The following is a 15,108-nucleotide window of genomic DNA, read 5'->3' on the forward strand; positions in this document are numbered from 1 at the left end:
GGGTGGCGGCCCGCAACCTGCTGTTAGACTCCGCGTCCAGGAGGGCGCATGAGCCAAGCGAACGAAGACAATCTGATCTGGATCGATCTGGAGATGACCGGCCTCGATACGGACAACGACTCCATCCTCGAGATCGCCACGATCGTCACCGACAAGGATCTTCGCGTACTGGCCGAAGGCCCGGTCTTCGCGATCCGGCACGCCTTGGAGCGCCTGGAAGGCATGGACGCGTGGAACCGCAACCAGCATCGCCGCTCCGGTCTGTGGGAACAGGTGGTGGCCTCGGCCGACGACCACCTGGCCGCCGAACAGGCCACGCTCAACTTCCTCAAGGAATGGGTGCCGCCGGGCAAATCGCCGATGTGTGGCAACTCCATCTGCCAGGACCGCCGCTTCCTGCATCGCCAGATGCCGCGCCTGGAGCGCTTCTTCCATTACCGCAATCTGGACGTGTCGACGCTCAAGGAGCTCGCACGCCGCTGGTCGCCGGCCATCGGCAAGGGCTTTGCCAAGGAATCGGCGCATACGGCGCTGTCCGATATCCGCGATTCGATCGACGAGCTGCGCTATTACCGCCAGTTCATGGGACCGCTGGGCGGCGCGTCCTAAGGTCACCCCTGGGAGTCATCATGTCTTTCGATCTGTTCGCTCCCGTGCTCGACTGCAACGGCCGCCAGTTGAAGCTCGACCGTCCGCGCGTGGTAGGCATCCTCAACGTCACGCCCGATTCGTTCTCTGACGGTGGTCAATACGCGTCGGTCGATGGCGCCGTTGCGCATGGCCTGCGCATGGTGGAAGAGGGCGCGGACATGCTCGATATCGGCGGCGAATCGACCCGCCCCGGTTCCGACGACGTGCCGGTGGACGAAGAACTGCGCCGCGTGCTGCCCGTGCTGCAACAACTGGTGGCGCGCACCGGCGTGCCGCTGGCCATTGATACCTCCAAGCCCGAAGTGATGCGCGCGGCCGTGGCCGCGGGCGCCGGCATGGTCAACGACGTCTACGCGCTGCGGCGCGAGGGCGCCATGGACGCCGTGGCCGAGCTGGGGGTGCCGGTGTGCCTGATGCATATGCTGGGCGAGCCGCGCAGCATGCAGGACGATCCGCAGTACGACGACGTGGTGGGCGAAGTGCATCGCTTCCTCACCGATCGCCTGTTCGCCTGCGAGCTTGCCGGCATCGATCGCCGCAAAGTGATGGTCGACCCGGGCTTTGGTTTCGGCAAGAACCTGGAACACAATCTCGCGCTGCTGCGCGCGCTGGAACGTTTCGCCAGCCTTGGCAGCGGCGTCTACGTGGGCATGTCGCGCAAATCGATGATCGGCACGCTGACCGGCCGCCAGGTGCCGGCCGAACGCATGGCCGGTTCGGTCGCGGCCGCGGTCATCGCCGTGCAGCGTGGCGCGCGCATGGTGCGCGTGCACGATGTGGCGGCCACGGTGGATGCATTGGCGGTATGGAACGCCGTGCAAGTCGGCGACACACCGCCGCGCCGCGACGACAAACCTTCCGCGCCGCGTTGGCCGGACGACGAATAACCAAACAGACCAGGACGTCTGGCGCCTTTGTAGCGCCGACCCGGTAGGAGCAGGACCATGACGCAACGGAAGTATTTCGGAACCGACGGTATTCGCGGTCTCGTGGGGCAGTGGCCGATCAGCGCCGATTTCATGCTGCGGCTGGGACGCGCCGTGGGCGTGGTGCTCGCCCGCCACGGCCGGCCGCGACCGAAGGTAGTGATTGGCAAGGACACGCGCGTGTCCGGCTATATGTTTGAGTCCGCACTCGAAGCAGGCCTGGTCGCGGCAGGCGCCGATGTGTCGCTGCTCGGCCCCATGCCCACGCCGGGCGTCGCCTTCCTCACGCGCTCCCTGCGCGCCGATGCAGGCATCGTCATCAGCGCCTCGCATAATCCTCATCACGACAACGGCATCAAGTTCTTCTCCGCCAACGGCGAGAAGCTGTCCGACGAAGTAGAGCTGGCGATCGAAGAAGAGCTTGAGCTCGACTTCGCCACCGTGCCCTCCGAGCAGTTGGGCAAGGCGATTCGCATTGCCGATGCCGTCACGCGCTACGCGGAGTTCTGCAAGTCCACCGTCTCGGAAGACTTCAACCTGCGCGGCATCAAGATCGTGCTGGACTGTGCCAACGGCGCGACCTACCAGGTGGCGCCCAAGGTGTTCTCTGAGCTGGGCGCCGTGGTCACCACGCTGGGCGACAAGCCCGACGGCTTCAACATCAACCGCGACGTCGGCTCCACCCATCCGCAGTCGCTGCAGCGCGCGGTAGTGGAGCAGGGCGCCGATATCGGCATTGCCTTCGACGGCGATGGCGACCGCCTGCAACTGGTCGACCGCCACGGCAAGACCGCCGACGGCGACGACATTCTCTACGTGCTGGCCAACGCCTGGCATGCCCAGGGCCTGCTGCTCGGACCGGTGGTCGGCACGCTGATGAGCAACTACGGCCTGCAGCTGGCGCTGGCCAAGCTCGACGTGAAGCTGATCCGCGCCAACGTGGGCGACCGCTATGTGCTGCAGCAGCTCAAGGAGCACGGCGGCAACCTGGGCGGCGAGACCTCCGGCCATATCCTGTGCCTGGACCGCGCCACCACCGGCGACGGCATCGTGTCCGCGCTGGCCGTGCTCGAAGCCCTGGCCGGCGCCGACCTAGCCGTGGCCCGCCAGGGGCTGCACAAGATGCCCCAGATCATGATCAACGTGCGTGCCGACGGCGCCCGCGAAGCCCTTGGCAGCGAGGCGGTGCGCGCCGCGCTGGCCCAGACCGAGCAGACCCTGGCCGGTCGCGGCCGCGTGGTGCTGCGCGCCTCCGGCACCGAGCCCCTGGTCCGCGTCACGATCGAGGCGGGCGACGAGGCCGAAGTGCGCCAGTTGGCCGAACAGCTCGCCGGTGTCGTAAAATCGGCGGCAGAACGTTCGTGAGCCTGTAAAGCGTTTTTGTTACCCAGGTCGCCAAGGATTGGCCCGACGTGCCCCGCCCCTGCGGTGGCGGACAGATAAGTGGACCGCACGCACAACCTGTGGACAGATCATGAAGAAAGTTCCGACTCTCGACATCCGTCGTTACGACACCGATCGCGCCGCGTTCGTGGCCGAGCTGGGCAACGCCTACCGTGAATACGGCTTCTGCTGCATCAGCGGCCATGGCATCCCGCGCGAGCTGATCGACGGCGCCTACGACTCGTTCCAGCGCTTCTTCGCGCTGCCGAACGACACCAAGATGAAGTACCACATCGCCGGCAGTGGTGGCGCTCGCGGCTATACGCCGTACAAGGTGGAAACGGCCAAGGACAGCAAGTTCGCCGACCTCAAGGAGTTCTGGCACGTCGGCCGCGAAATCCCGCGCGATTCGAAATTCGCCGACGTCATGCCGCCGAACATCTGGCCGGCCGAAATCGCCGACTTCAAGCAGAACGGCTACGGCTTGTTCGAAGCGCTCGATCAGCTTGGCTCGCGCGTACTGCGCGCACTGGCCCTGCACATCGATCTGCCCGAGCACTTCTTCGACGACAAGATCGACCAGGGCAACTCCATCCTGCGCCCGATCCACTATCCGCCGATCACCGACGAAAACATCCCGAACGTGCGCGCCGGCGCCCACGAGGACATCAACTTCATCACCTTGCTGGTCGGCGCCAGCGCCGAAGGCCTGGAAGTGCTCACCCGCGAAGGCGAGTGGCTGCCGATCACCACCGAAGGCGACGCCATCGTGGTCAACATCGGCGACATGCTGCAGCGCCTGACCAACCACGTGTATCCATCCACCTCGCACCGCGTGGTGAACCCGCAGAACGACAACGCCCGCAAGCCGCGCTACTCGGTGCCGTACTTCCTGCACCCGAATCCGGACGTGGTGCTCGATCCGTTGCCGCAGACGATCACGCCGGACAACCCGAGTCGCTACAACACCAGCATTACCTCGCATGAGTATTTGCTGGAGCGATTGCGCGAGATCAAGTTGATCTGACGCCTCAGTCAACTCCCTCTCCCCTCCGGGGAGAGGGTTGGGGTGAGGGGCGGGTGCTCGCGGGAATGTTTCTACCTCGCTCTAGACGTGCCCGCAGCGCATGTAGAAGTCCCACTTCACTTCGCGCGCACCTTGTCCCCAAGCCGCGCGAAGCTCCGCCTCCACCATCGCGACCGGATCTTCCCCTTTGTCCTTCACATACCGCTGCGTCGCCGACCACGACCGCAAATAGGCGATGAAGTGTTCGACACTCCAGCGCACCGACATCTCGAACGGCGGCGCCGCGATTTCCACGAACGGAAAGGGAATGGTGCGATAGCCTGAATCGACCAGATCGCGTTCCGGCGGCCAATATGGGCCGACAAGATCCACATACACACGATTCTTCAGCGCATCGACGTCAGGCGTGACATGACAATCCGCGTATGACCACGCGGCGATCACGCCGCCGGGTTTGAGCACCCGCCGCACTTCCGCATAGAACGCATCGAAATCAAACCAATGCAGCGCCTGAGCAATCGTCACCAGATCGGCGCTGGCATCGGGTAGCGAACAATACTCGGACGGTTCGGCACGGTATTCGATGTTCGCGCGCGCCTCTGCATTGGCGATTTGATTCGCACTCGGATCGCTGGCAAACACGCGCGCAAAACGCTCAGCAAGCGAGACACTGGCTTGCCCGTTTCCACAGCCGCAATCCCAGGCAAGCTCGGTCGCCGGGGCGATCTGCGCGAGCCAGTCAAACAACGCATCAGGATAAGAAGGGCGAGCCTCGCGATAGATCGACGCATGCCCTGAGAAATGATCCTTGAAGCTCATCGACGTGCCCTGCGCAAGTTGGACAAGCGCAGTATATCGACGGCAGTTTCGATGTTGCGCTCCCACAAATAGCCAACCAGCAACTCTGATCCGCCATCCCCAGACCTGCGCCTCCCCCTTGTAGGAGCGCACTTGTGCGCGACCGCAACGCTGAGACGTACCGCTCCGACGGCTGGTCGCGCACAAGTGCGCTCCTACAAAGGGCGGCCCGCATCCTTTGATCCGCCCCACAGGCGTACGTACCCCTTTTTTGTAGGAGCGCACTTGTGCGCGACCGCAACGCCGAGATCTACCGCTCCGTCGGCTGGTCGCGCACAAGTGCGCTCCTACAAGTTACGTTGCGATCAGATCGCCGCCTAAGCCACTTCCCCCAAATCCCGATACCTCTTCGACTCCCGCGCCGAAAGCCACAACGTCAACCTATCCGGCAGCAGCTTCATCATCGCCTTGATAAAGCGATTCACCCCGCCCGTCACACGCACAACCTCACCACACTCGACAGCCTCATACCCCTCACGCACCACAGCCTCAGCCGTCTGCCACATAAACCCAGGCAACTTATTCATCAACTGCCGCGTGCCCGTGACGTCATGAAACTCCGACCAAGTAAACCCCGGGCACAGCGCACAAACATTCACCCCAAGATGCCGGTTCTCCAACGCCAACGACTGCGAGAACTTGATCAGATACGCCTTGCTCGCCGCATAAAGCGTATGACCCGCCGACCCCGGCACATGCCCCGCCAGCGAAGCAACATTGACGATGCGCCCATATCCCCGCTCACGCATCCCCGGCAACAGACGCCAAGCCAACTCAGCCGGCGCAGTCATCAACACCCGGATAAACGCCTCATGCACCGGCCAAGCCACCGCTTCAAACGTGCCCGGCACCCCGTAACCGGCGTTATTGATCAGCCAGTCCACGTTGAGTCCACGCGCATCCAGCGCCTCGCACAGTTGGCGGACGGCGGCAGGGTCAGCCAGATCAGCCGCCAGAACTGTCACACTTGCCTTGTGCTGGTCGCGTAGCTCCTGCGCCAGCGCTTCAAGCCGCTCAACGCGTCGGGCAGTAAGCACCAGATCGTGGCCTCGCGCCGCAAGATCCCGCGCAAAGGCCGCGCCGATGCCGGCAGAGGCGCCGGTCACCAGACTCAATGGGCGGGCAGGTGGCATAGAAGTGGTCTCCTTGTGGTCCATCCGATTTTTTCCATAACGGCAAGGGTTTGTCGGGTCTTCGTTGCCAGTGGCATGGTCGATCGGTAAGCTTGGTCGTTTATACGCAATGGAACACGCGCATGCGCAAGAAACTCGTCGCCGGCAACTGGAAGATGCATGGTAGCCGCAGCATGGCGACAGCCCTGGTCAGCGACATCGTCGCCGCCTTGCCGACCGCCATCGATGTGGTGGTGATGCCGCCGTTCCCGTACCTGGGCGAACTGGCGAGCCAGCATGCCGGTTCGGGCCTCGGTTTTGGCGGCCAGGACGTGAGCGAGCACGAGGGGCAGGGCGCCTATACCGGTGAAGTGTCCGCCGCCATGCTGGCCGACATCGGTGCGCAGTGGACCATCGTCGGCCATTCCGAGCGCCGCCAGTACCACGGCGAAACCTGCGCCCAGGTGGCCCGCAAATTCGCCGCCGCCCGCGCCGGCGGTCTCACCCCCATTCTCTGCCTGGGTGAAACGCTGGCCCAGCGCCAGGCTGGCGAGACCGAAGAAGTCGTGGCGCGCCAGCTCAAAGCCGTGCTTGATCTCAACGGCATCGGCAGTTTCGACACTGCCGTGATTGCCTACGAACCCCTCTGGGCCATTGGTACGGGCCATTCCGCCACGCCGGAGCAGGCACAGCATGTGCATGCGTTCATCCGTAGCCAACTGGAAAAAGAAGATGCTATGATTGCCCGTCTGACTCGGCTGCTTTACGGCGGCAGCGTCAAAGCGGCGAATGCTGCGGAATTGTTCGCGCAAGCAGACGTGGATGGTGGACTGATCGGAGGCGCCTCGCTGGCATCGGCCGATTTCCTGGGAATCTGCGCTGCGGCGCATTAAGCGCTACGGACTCTTAAACAGAACCATGTTCGTCATCTTCAGCGTTTTCTACATTCTGATCGCCGCGGCGATGATCGTGCTGATCCTGATGCAGCGCGGCGCTGGCGCCGACGCAGGCTCGGGTTTCGGTGGCGGCGCGTCCGCAACCGTTTTCGGTGCACGCGGTTCGGCCAGCTTCCTCACTCGCTCCACGGCGGTGCTGGCAGCGCTGTTCTTCGCGTTGAGCCTGGGTATGGGTATCTACCTCGGCCACAACGGCAAGGCACAGTCCGATAACGGCAACGATCTGGGTGTGATGTCCGGTCTTGCCAACAAGCCGGCTGCAACGCAAAATGCGCAGCCCGCCGCTCCGGCCAACGCGGAAATCCCGCAGGCCACCAAGCCGGCACAGGGCGATGTCCCCGCTGCAACGGCTCCGGCCAAGTCTACGGGCGACGTGCCAGCCGCGACGGAACCGGCAAAGAAAAACTAAGTAAGACACCTGCCCAGGTGGCGGAATTGGTAGACGCACTACCTTGAGGTGGTAGCGCCGTAAGGCGTGGGGGTTCGAGTCCCCCCTTGGGCACCAATCGAAGATGGCGATGCGCGAGCATCGTTATCGAAAGCAAGAAACCGCCAGTTGGCGGTTTTTTTGTGCGCGCGTTTCGGGCATCGGGCCAAGGGAGTGAACCCGTCATGGCAGAGAAACGCTTGGACGCTGTGAGAAATCAGGGGTGATCCAAAGGTAGTTAATTCGAGCAATGGCGGCGCGACTTAACCACCTCCGCTCCATTTGTCGTGCGTTGTCCTTAATCAACAAGCGGACGATAAGCGCGCACCACAGGCTTCTCCCTTTCCAGATCGTACCGCGCCTGAAGTGCCAGCCAGTAAAAGGCGGTGGTGTCGAAGACCAGAGATAGCCGAATGGCAATCTTGGGGGTGATGGGCTGGGTGTCGGCGATGAAGGCTTTGATGTGGTGGGCGGGTATGCCGGTGCGGCGGGCAAGTTGGGCGGGGTTGAGTGCGCTTGGGATGAGGTAGGCGTGCAGCAGGATGTCGCCGGGGGCTCGCAGGGGTTGCGAGGGGTCTACTTCCGAATGTGGGGTGAGCTGGATCAGTTCCATAGTGGTTCCTCCCTGTCGGACACGGCCGGGCAGCGGATAGGCGCTTACAGCGCTCCGTGTCAGTGAATGCTTGGCAGCTACGTCGGTGATCACCCGAATGAGGCGCATCGCCGCAAAACTGGGGTCAGAGTGCACTTTCTTTCCTCTGACGGAATCGGCAGTGCAGCGCATGTCTGATTTGGCGACGGAAAATGCAGTTCTGATCCCAGTTTTTGCTTGTGCACCTGCGCGGACTCTTGTTGCACTAACTCGCTTAATCAACAAGAGGACGATAGGCGCGGACCACCGGCTTCACCCTTTCTAGATCGTGCCGTGCCTGCAATGCCAGCCAGTAAAAGGCGGTGGTGTCGAAGGCGAGGGAAAGGCGGACGGCGATTTTTGGGGTGATGGGGTGGGTGTCGGCAATGAAAGCTTTGATCTGATTGGAAGGTATGCCGGTGCGGCGGGCAAGTTGGGCGGGATTGAGGGCGCTCGGGATCAGATAGGCGTGCAGCAAGATGTCGCCGGGGGCTCGCAGGGGTTGCGAGGGGTCCACTTCCGAATGCGGGGTGAGCTGGATCAGTTCCATGGTGGTTCCTCCCTGTCGGACACGGCCGCACAGCGGATAGGCGCTTACAGCGCTCCGTGTCAGTGAATGCTTGGCAGCTACGTCGGTGATCGCCCGAGTGAGGCGCATCGCCATACCGGCCGATGCGCTGCAACGGCGATCATCGGAGGCGTGTGGTGTTCACTCGAGGCTCGTCACCGAGCAGGCGGGCGTACCGCTGAAGGCAGTGGATCGCCGTGCCCAGGCTGGCCGTGACGGCCACGGGAAGCGGCCACGGCAGCGCTCTGCCGGGGAATCCACGCGCCTGCGCGTGGCGGCACTGCTCGCTGTCGATACGCAAGCGCGTGAGGGCGAGCACCGCCAAGGCGATGTCACCGCGAGTGCTATGACGCAGGGTTTCGGGCCATGCCACCGCCGTGGATGACGAGTCGTCAGGCGGAGGAGTGAGGGTGTCGTCAGGGGGAACGGACGAGCGAATGCGTCCCGTATGATCGCGGGTAGCCATGATCAACTCTCTTGAAGTTGTTGATGGTTAGCGGGTCGTGGGTGTTAGAGGCACTCACGGCCCGCGCCTCATGACCTGGTGGTCATGGTCATTCACGAGGTCGCGCAATGCGGCAGCGCCGATGACTGACTGACCCTAACAGGCAGGGTTAGCATCGTCTGTCAGGGATCGGCGAGATGGGTGTCCACCTGCGCGAGGCGATGCGTGACGGCGCAAGGCCGACTGAATGTCAGCACCACTCCCTAGATGACCTGAAGGCGGTGCGCGCTCTCAATAGCGTGCATGCTGATCTATAAAATTATCCCGCGAATACGGGCGGCGCTTAACCAGACAGGCAAGAAAGAGCTAGAAAGGCGACAACCATGACTGCAACGGTTAAGACATTTGACGCCGCCGAGTTCCTCGACAATGACGAGGTTATCGCGGCGTATCTGCAGGACGCGCTCGAGGATGGCGACATGGACGTGTTTCTGCTCGCCGTCGCTGACGTGGTGAAGGCGCGGAGCATGACGCGCGTGGCCGAGGAAAGCGGCCTTGGTCGCGAGAGCCTGTACAAGATGCTTCGACCAGGCGCAAAGCCCGGCTTTGCCACTGTGGGAAAATTGCTCAGCGCGCTTGGCGTGCGTTTTGAGGTGACTCCGGTGAAGAGCGCCTCGCCCGTCAAGCGGGTGCGGAAGTTGCGCGACGATGCCCCCGTGGCGGTGGCCGCAGCAAAGACGGTCGCGACGAAGAAACGTGCTCGCGCCTAGTGCTCCTTGATGACCGCGCGGGCGCCTGTTGCACTCTTCCATTTTCAGAGCAGTGTGCCGCCAGGCGTAGCCGATGATCTGTTGAGCGGATCCCGCACTAGCTCACCGATACCGTTTGCGCTTTTTTGGGCGCAACCAAAGCCCGCCCAAGCGGGCTTTTTTTTCGGGGCGTCGCAACGCAATATGCGCTGCGCCCCTTGGGGTCTGCAGTAGAAGGCGAGTCTTGCATCCGCCTTCGATGCTCCATGTTCGAACTAAAAAGCCCCCGCTGGCACGCTCCTTGATACACCCCTAATCAGTAACACCAACTCCATCCCCGGCACGGCATTCGTACGCGCTGAGCACCGCCTTTCCAGGCGGCTGGGTGCGGCTGTGCTTCCAACAAGTGGTTGCTGCCATGGAAATGAATTTCACGTTGATTGATGAGCTGGGCGAGCCGATCGAGGTCTTTTGCGAGGTCTTTGAGCGGGGCGAGTCGGTGTATTGGCGGGCCTGGTTGTATGGGTTTGCCACGTTGCAGGAGACGATGGATGGGCATGCGGCCGATGATTCGGCGATTGCGGGGCAAATCCAGGCGGAAATCATGTTGCGTGGGATTCGCGCACATGCTGACCGTGAGGGGCAGTAACTGACCTTGCGCATCCGCCCGCCAGTACGGCGGGGTATGGCTGGGCTAACATCCGCCAGATCAGACGGATGAGAACAGGCCATGGCGACCCAACATGCGGGCGATGCGTTAGTAGGGCAGTGTTATTGCGGTGCCGTCCGCTATCAGGTGCAGGATGCTTTTCTGTACGCCGCCAACTGCCATTGTTCGCAGTGTCGTCGCACCACCGGCTCGGCGTTCAAGCCGTTCGCGGGCATAGAGCGGGAACACCTGGCGTTAATCCAGGGTGAGGACTCATTGCTGATCGTGGGCGATCCCACGGGGCACGATGCACATTGCGGCCGTTGCGGCTCGCTGCTTTATTCGGTGGTGCGCGATGGTGCGTTTGTCCATGTGGCGATGGGAACGCTGGTCGATGCGCCTTCCATTCGCCCGAGTAAACACATCTTTGTCGGCTCGAAGGCGCCGTGGTTCGAGATCACCGACGATCTGCCGCAATACGAGGCTTTTCCGGATTGAAAGAACCCCGCCGTGGCGGGGTTTTTCGTGTCATGCCATGAGTGTCGGAGAGGATTGCAGCCGGTTTTGATAAGCCGCTTCCGTTTCCGTGTAGAGCCCGGACCATGGGTCCAGCACATAGCCCTCGGCGGGCTCGGGCGACACGCGCCTGGCGTGAAGTTCGTCGCCGGCAAATGGCGCATCAAGGGTCATCGGATCCATATGCACTCCTGCTGGTGGTCGCCTGGGAAGTTCAGACTAGCCAGCGGCTCGTTGGTGACCGGTTAAAGCAGGCGCCGATTTGGGCAAACGGAATTCTTATCAAATTCCTAGGAATCGCAGGCTTTGACATTCTCATGACGGAGTGCTCCCCGGGGCGCAGCTCTATGAATCTTTTGCGGCATCACCTGCCATTTCCGCGATTTCGAGCAGGCGTGTCACAATGGCCGCCCCGCATCGCCACGACGACGCCCTTGCGATGGCTATCCAAAAAGACGCATTCCGGCAGTTCCAGGAAGAACTGGCCGCACTCGACAAGGAGCAGCAGACGCGTCGTAGCGATGCCAAGGAGAAGCCGATGGAGCGCGCCCGTCGCGAGTTCCTCGCGTTGCGTGAGCGCTATCAGTTGAGCGTGGCCGACGTGGTGGCGTTTTTCCCCGAGGAAGAAGGCATCGCGTATCTGCAAGCCTTGATTGCCGCCTCGGAAGCCCCGCAGCGCAAGCGTCGCGTCAGCCGAAAGGCGCCCGAGCAGGACTAAGCGCACTTTGCCCTTGCTCGCAGGGGCGCTAGCATCCGGCGCTCCCACCATGAGGTGTCGGAATGCTGCGTTACGCCGTACTTGCCGTGTTCGCCTTGATGTGTGCCGATGCCATAGCGCAGGACGTCACGCCGACGGTGTTCGCGCCCGGCGTGATTTCCGGACCGCTGCATGACAGCGCGCCGGCCTTCACGCCCGATGGCAACACGGTGTATTTCACGCGTAGCGATGGCACGTATTCCGGCATCCTGGTCAGCCATCTCGACCATGGGCATTGGTCCACGCCGGTGATGGCGCCGTTCTCCGGACAGTGGAGCGATATGGAGCCTTCGATGTCGCCGGATGGGCGCTTTCTCGTTTTCGTTTCCAATCGCCCGAAGACGCCGGGCGGCAAACCGCTCGATGGGTTCTTCATGGGGCGCAGCTTTCCCGAGCGTGGCGGCAACCTGTGGAAGGTGATGTGGCAGAACGGCAAGTGGAGCGCGCCGGTGCGCCTGCCGGATAACGTCAATCGCAGCGATTCCACCTTTGCGCCCAGCGTGGCGGCCGATGGCAGCCTGTATTTCATGCACCCGGCGGCCAATCCGAAGCACTTCCAGTTGTATCGGGCGGCATGGCATCGCGGTGGTTACGATGACCCGCAGCCGCTGCCTTTCAGCGATGGCCATGTCACCGATGTCGATCCTGCGGTGGCGCCGGATGAGTCCTTTGTGGTGTTTGGTTCCAGCCGTTCGCCGGCGCGTCAGATCGATCTTTTCATCGTGTTTCGCGACAACGGCACATGGGGCACGCCGATCCATCTGGGAAATGGCGTGAACAGCGCCGTCTCTGACGCGGAAGCGCGCCTGAGTCCCGACCATCGGACGCTTTACTTCGCCAGCGATCGCCTGGTGGATATCGCACCCGGCACCGTGCGTGCGGACTGGGATAACAGCAAATACAACATCTGGCAGATACCGCTGGCGCCGTGGCTTGAGGCGCACGCGAAAGCGCAGCAGCCGTAACGCGCAAGCATCCTTGTTGCGGCGATGACGTCTCCGTAACAATCCATTTGAGATACAGACGTCCATCACGGTGAGGACGTCAATCATGATCGAGCAGATTCCAGATTTGCCGGCGGGTGCACTGGGCTTTCGTGCAAGCGGGCAGGTCACCGCCACGGATTACTCGCAGATCCTCGTGCCCGATATCGAAGCGGCGTTTGCGGTCAACCGAAAGCTGCGCTTGCTCTATCACATCAGCCCGGACTTCACCGGTTTTGACGCAGGCGCCATGTGGGAGGACGCGCAGCTTGGCTTCCGTCACTTCAGTGGCTGGGATCGCGTGGCCCTGGTGACGGACGTGCACTGGTTACGCATCACAGCGACTGCCATGGGGTTTGCCGTGCCGGCGGAGTTCAAGCTGTTCCACGACGTGCAATTCGACGAAGCGGTGGCATGGATCAGCGAACCGCGGCCCGTCGACGAGGATGGGAACAAATGAAACTAATCGGCGCTTGTCAGCTGGCGCGACATGTGATGAAGTCGGCCACATGATCAGCCTTCACGCCAAACTCGTTGCCATGACCGCCGCTGCGGCGTCGGCCAGCGAGTGCGTGCGCGCGCTGAACAATAACAACGCCAATAACAATACCCGCAACCACGGGTGGGCCGGCGTGTAAGCAGCAGCAACACATTACACACGCAAAAAGGCCCGCTCACTGCGGGCCTTTTTGTTTTTCCGTCACGTGAAAGGCAAACCAGGAATCCAGCTCATGTGTTCGATCTTCGGCATGTTCGATCTGCAGCCCGGCGATGATCTGGCCGCGTTGCGCCAGCAGGCGCTCGAGCTTTCGCAACGCCAGCGTCACCGCGGCCCGGATTGGAGCGGTGTGTTCGTGGATGCGGGGGTGATCCTTGTGCACGAACGCCTGGCCATCGTCGACCCGGCCAGCGGCGCGCAGCCCTTGCATTCGCGTGATGGCGCGCTTGCGCTGGCGGTGAATGGCGAGATCTATAACCACCGCGAGTTGCGTGCGGCAAGCGACTACGACTTCACCACGGGCTCCGATTGCGAGGTGATTAACGCCTTGTATCGGCAACACGAATCGCCGTCTGTTTGGGTATCCCAGCTCAATGGCATTTTCGCCTTTGCACTATGGGACAGCGTCGAGTCGCGCTACGTGATAGCGCGTGATCCGATTGGCGTGTGTCCGCTGTATTGGGGGCACGACAAGGAAGGGCGGCTGTGCGTTGCCTCGGAAATGAAATCGCTGGTTGGTTTGTGTGCCGATGTGGCGCCGTTTCCGCCGGGGCACGTGTACGACAGCGTGGATGGCGAGCTGCGTCGCTACTACCACAAGCCATGGCGCGACTATGCGCAGACGCAGGGACACCAGGTACCTTTGCCGGAGTTGCGTCATGCCTTTGAACAAGCCGTGCATCGTCAACTGATGACCGACGTGCCGTATGGCGTGTTGTTGTCGGGCGGCCTGGATTCCTCGCTCGTGGCTGCCTGTGCCGCGCGCTTTGCACGTCATCGCGTGGAGGATGACGACCGCGGCGAAGCATGGTGGCCGCGCCTGCATTCCTTCGCCATCGGGCTGGAAGGCTCGCCCGATCTCGCCGCGGCACAAGTGGCGGCCGATGCCCTGGGAACGGTGCACCACGGCTTTGTGTACACCTTCTGGGAAGGTCTCGACGCGTTACCCGAGGTGATACGACACATCGAGACCTATGACGTCACCACCATCCGCGCTTCCACGCCAATGTATCTGCTGGCGCGTCGCATCAAGGCGATGGGTGTGAAGATGGTGCTGTCAGGCGAAGGGTCGGACGAGATCTTTGGCGGCTACCTGTATTTCCACAAGGCGCCTTCCGCTGAGGCATTCCACGAAGAAACGGTGCGCAAGCTCGACGCGCTGCACAGCTACGACTGCCTGCGCGCGAACAAGTCGATGATGGCCTGGGGCGTGGAGGCGCGCGTGCCGTTCCTCGACCTGGAATTTCTCGACGTCGCGATGGGCATGGATGCGCGTCACAAGATGGCGGGGCAGGGACGGATCGAAAAAGCCGTGCTGCGCGAAGCGTTCCAGGGCGCCTTGCCCGACGAGATCCTGTGGCGACAGAAGGAGCAGTTCAGCGATGGCGTGGGCTACGCCTGGATCGACGGCCTCAAGGCGCACGCCGAGCAGGCGGTGAGCGATCGCGAGTTCGCTGCCGCGGCCACGCGCTTTGCGCACAACCCGCCGGCCACCAAGGAAGCCTATTTGTATCGGCGCATCTTCGAGCGGTTCTATCCGGGGCAGGCGTGTGCGGAAACGGTGCCCGGTGGGAAGTCGATTGCCTGTTCCTCGCCGGCGGCGCTGGCGTGGGATCCGGCGTTCGCGGCTGCGGCCGATCCCTCCGGCCGCGCCGTGCGCGGCGTGCACCAGCAGGCGCTGGGCTGAGGTGTCAGGCGATGGACGAGCGCTTGCACGGCCGTCGCTGATCGCACGGGGCGCCGCCGCTCCCC

General features: G+C 62.6%; 20 protein-coding genes and 1 tRNA gene. 15 read left to right on the top strand and 6 right to left on the bottom strand.

The window, feature by feature from the left end:
* Positions 1-48: 48 nt before the first annotated feature.
* From orn to AC1DE1_RS15975, 4 genes are all read left to right on the top strand, one after another.
* Complete coding sequence (gene orn / locus AC1DE1_RS15960) at positions 49-609, top strand: oligoribonuclease (RefSeq protein WP_441602399.1); 561 nt, start codon at positions 49-51, stop codon at positions 607-609.
* A 20-nt stretch (positions 610-629) separates the two neighbouring features.
* On the top strand, positions 630-1,538 hold the full coding sequence (gene folP / locus AC1DE1_RS15965) for a dihydropteroate synthase (RefSeq protein ID WP_477179133.1): 909 nt from the start codon (positions 630-632) through the stop codon (positions 1,536-1,538).
* Between the two features lie 57 nt (positions 1,539-1,595).
* Positions 1,596-2,942, top strand: coding sequence for a phosphoglucosamine mutase (glmM, locus tag AC1DE1_RS15970; RefSeq protein ID WP_477177480.1), 1,347 nt, complete (start codon positions 1,596-1,598; stop codon positions 2,940-2,942).
* A 109-nt stretch (positions 2,943-3,051) separates the two neighbouring features.
* The gene (locus tag AC1DE1_RS15975; protein WP_477177479.1) at positions 3,052-3,987 is read left to right on the top strand and encodes an isopenicillin N synthase family dioxygenase; all 936 of its coding nucleotides are present in this window, start codon (positions 3,052-3,054) and stop codon (positions 3,985-3,987) included.
* A gap of 81 nt (positions 3,988-4,068) precedes the next feature.
* On the opposite strand, the gene AC1DE1_RS15980 is transcribed toward AC1DE1_RS15975, so the two are convergent.
* Together AC1DE1_RS15980 and AC1DE1_RS15985 are read right to left on the bottom strand one after the other, a co-directional pair.
* Positions 4,069-4,806 carry a class I SAM-dependent methyltransferase gene (locus AC1DE1_RS15980; protein ID WP_477177478.1) on the bottom strand — a complete coding sequence of 246 codons (738 nt, stop codon included), beginning with the start codon at positions 4,804-4,806 and terminating at the stop codon, positions 4,069-4,071.
* Positions 4,807-5,162: 356 nt separating this feature from the next.
* The gene (locus AC1DE1_RS15985; protein ID WP_477179134.1) at positions 5,163-5,978 is read right to left on the bottom strand and encodes an SDR family NAD(P)-dependent oxidoreductase; all 816 of its coding nucleotides are present in this window, start codon (positions 5,976-5,978) and stop codon (positions 5,163-5,165) included.
* 122 nt (positions 5,979-6,100) lie between these two features.
* On the opposite strand from AC1DE1_RS15985, the gene tpiA reads away from it, so the two are divergent.
* From tpiA to AC1DE1_RS16000, 3 genes are all read left to right on the top strand, one after another.
* Positions 6,101-6,850: a triose-phosphate isomerase gene (gene tpiA, locus AC1DE1_RS15990; protein WP_204636373.1), complete on the top strand. Its 750-nt coding sequence runs from the start codon at positions 6,101-6,103 to the stop codon at positions 6,848-6,850.
* Positions 6,851-6,875: 25 nt separating this feature from the next.
* Complete coding sequence (gene secG / locus AC1DE1_RS15995; RefSeq protein ID WP_477177476.1) at positions 6,876-7,322, top strand: preprotein translocase subunit SecG; 447 nt, start codon at positions 6,876-6,878, stop codon at positions 7,320-7,322.
* An 11-nt stretch (positions 7,323-7,333) separates the two neighbouring features.
* A tRNA-Leu gene (locus tag AC1DE1_RS16000) sits at positions 7,334-7,418 on the top strand.
* 220 nt (positions 7,419-7,638) lie between these two features.
* On the opposite strand, the gene AC1DE1_RS16005 is transcribed toward AC1DE1_RS16000, so the two are convergent.
* The 3 genes from AC1DE1_RS16005 to AC1DE1_RS16015 form a co-directional block, all read right to left on the bottom strand.
* Positions 7,639-7,953, bottom strand: a complete 315-nt coding sequence (locus tag AC1DE1_RS16005) for a HigA family addiction module antitoxin (RefSeq protein WP_477177475.1) — start codon at positions 7,951-7,953, stop codon at positions 7,639-7,641.
* 253 nt (positions 7,954-8,206) lie between these two features.
* Positions 8,207-8,521 (bottom strand): HigA family addiction module antitoxin, encoded by a 315-nt coding sequence (locus AC1DE1_RS16010; protein WP_477179135.1) that lies wholly within the window; start codon positions 8,519-8,521, stop codon positions 8,207-8,209.
* Positions 8,522-8,660: 139 nt separating this feature from the next.
* A complete protein-coding gene (locus tag AC1DE1_RS16015) occupies positions 8,661-9,005 on the bottom strand; it encodes a hypothetical protein (protein WP_477177551.1) in 345 nt (114 codons plus the stop codon).
* 362 nt (positions 9,006-9,367) lie between these two features.
* On the opposite strand from AC1DE1_RS16015, the gene AC1DE1_RS16020 reads away from it, so the two are divergent.
* The 3 genes from AC1DE1_RS16020 to AC1DE1_RS16030 all read left to right on the top strand — a co-directional run bounded on the left by AC1DE1_RS16020 (position 9,368) and on the right by AC1DE1_RS16030 (position 10,880).
* A complete protein-coding gene (locus AC1DE1_RS16020) occupies positions 9,368-9,754 on the top strand; it encodes an addiction module antidote protein (protein WP_477177552.1) in 387 nt (128 codons plus the stop codon).
* Between the two features lie 397 nt (positions 9,755-10,151).
* Positions 10,152-10,382, top strand: a complete 231-nt coding sequence (locus tag AC1DE1_RS16025) for a hypothetical protein (protein ID WP_441602388.1) — start codon at positions 10,152-10,154, stop codon at positions 10,380-10,382.
* Between the two features lie 81 nt (positions 10,383-10,463).
* Positions 10,464-10,880 carry a GFA family protein gene (locus AC1DE1_RS16030; protein WP_477177553.1) on the top strand — a complete coding sequence of 139 codons (417 nt, stop codon included), beginning with the start codon at positions 10,464-10,466 and terminating at the stop codon, positions 10,878-10,880.
* Between the two features lie 30 nt (positions 10,881-10,910).
* On the opposite strand, the gene AC1DE1_RS16035 is transcribed toward AC1DE1_RS16030, so the two are convergent.
* Positions 10,911-11,081 carry a hypothetical protein gene (locus tag AC1DE1_RS16035; protein ID WP_477177554.1) on the bottom strand — a complete coding sequence of 57 codons (171 nt, stop codon included), beginning with the start codon at positions 11,079-11,081 and terminating at the stop codon, positions 10,911-10,913.
* Between the two features lie 256 nt (positions 11,082-11,337).
* On the opposite strand from AC1DE1_RS16035, the gene AC1DE1_RS16040 reads away from it, so the two are divergent.
* The 5 genes from AC1DE1_RS16040 to asnB all read left to right on the top strand — a co-directional run bounded on the left by AC1DE1_RS16040 (position 11,338) and on the right by asnB (position 15,043).
* Positions 11,338-11,616 (top strand): 2-hydroxyacyl-CoA dehydratase, encoded by a 279-nt coding sequence (locus tag AC1DE1_RS16040; protein ID WP_441602385.1) that lies wholly within the window; start codon positions 11,338-11,340, stop codon positions 11,614-11,616.
* Between the two features lie 62 nt (positions 11,617-11,678).
* On the top strand, positions 11,679-12,620 hold the full coding sequence (locus AC1DE1_RS16045) for a hypothetical protein (protein ID WP_477177555.1): 942 nt from the start codon (positions 11,679-11,681) through the stop codon (positions 12,618-12,620).
* A gap of 85 nt (positions 12,621-12,705) precedes the next feature.
* Entirely contained in the window at positions 12,706-13,098 is a 393-nt protein-coding gene (locus AC1DE1_RS16050; protein ID WP_441602383.1) for a SpoIIAA family protein, read from the top strand.
* A 49-nt stretch (positions 13,099-13,147) separates the two neighbouring features.
* On the top strand, positions 13,148-13,276 hold the full coding sequence (locus AC1DE1_RS16055; protein ID WP_477177556.1) for a hypothetical protein: 129 nt from the start codon (positions 13,148-13,150) through the stop codon (positions 13,274-13,276).
* A 93-nt stretch (positions 13,277-13,369) separates the two neighbouring features.
* On the top strand, positions 13,370-15,043 hold the full coding sequence (gene asnB / locus AC1DE1_RS16060) for an asparagine synthase B (protein ID WP_477177557.1): 1,674 nt from the start codon (positions 13,370-13,372) through the stop codon (positions 15,041-15,043).
* Positions 15,044-15,108: the final 65 nt, after the last annotated feature.

The sequence above is a fragment of the Dyella sp. 05T440 genome, from assembly GCF_056395965.1.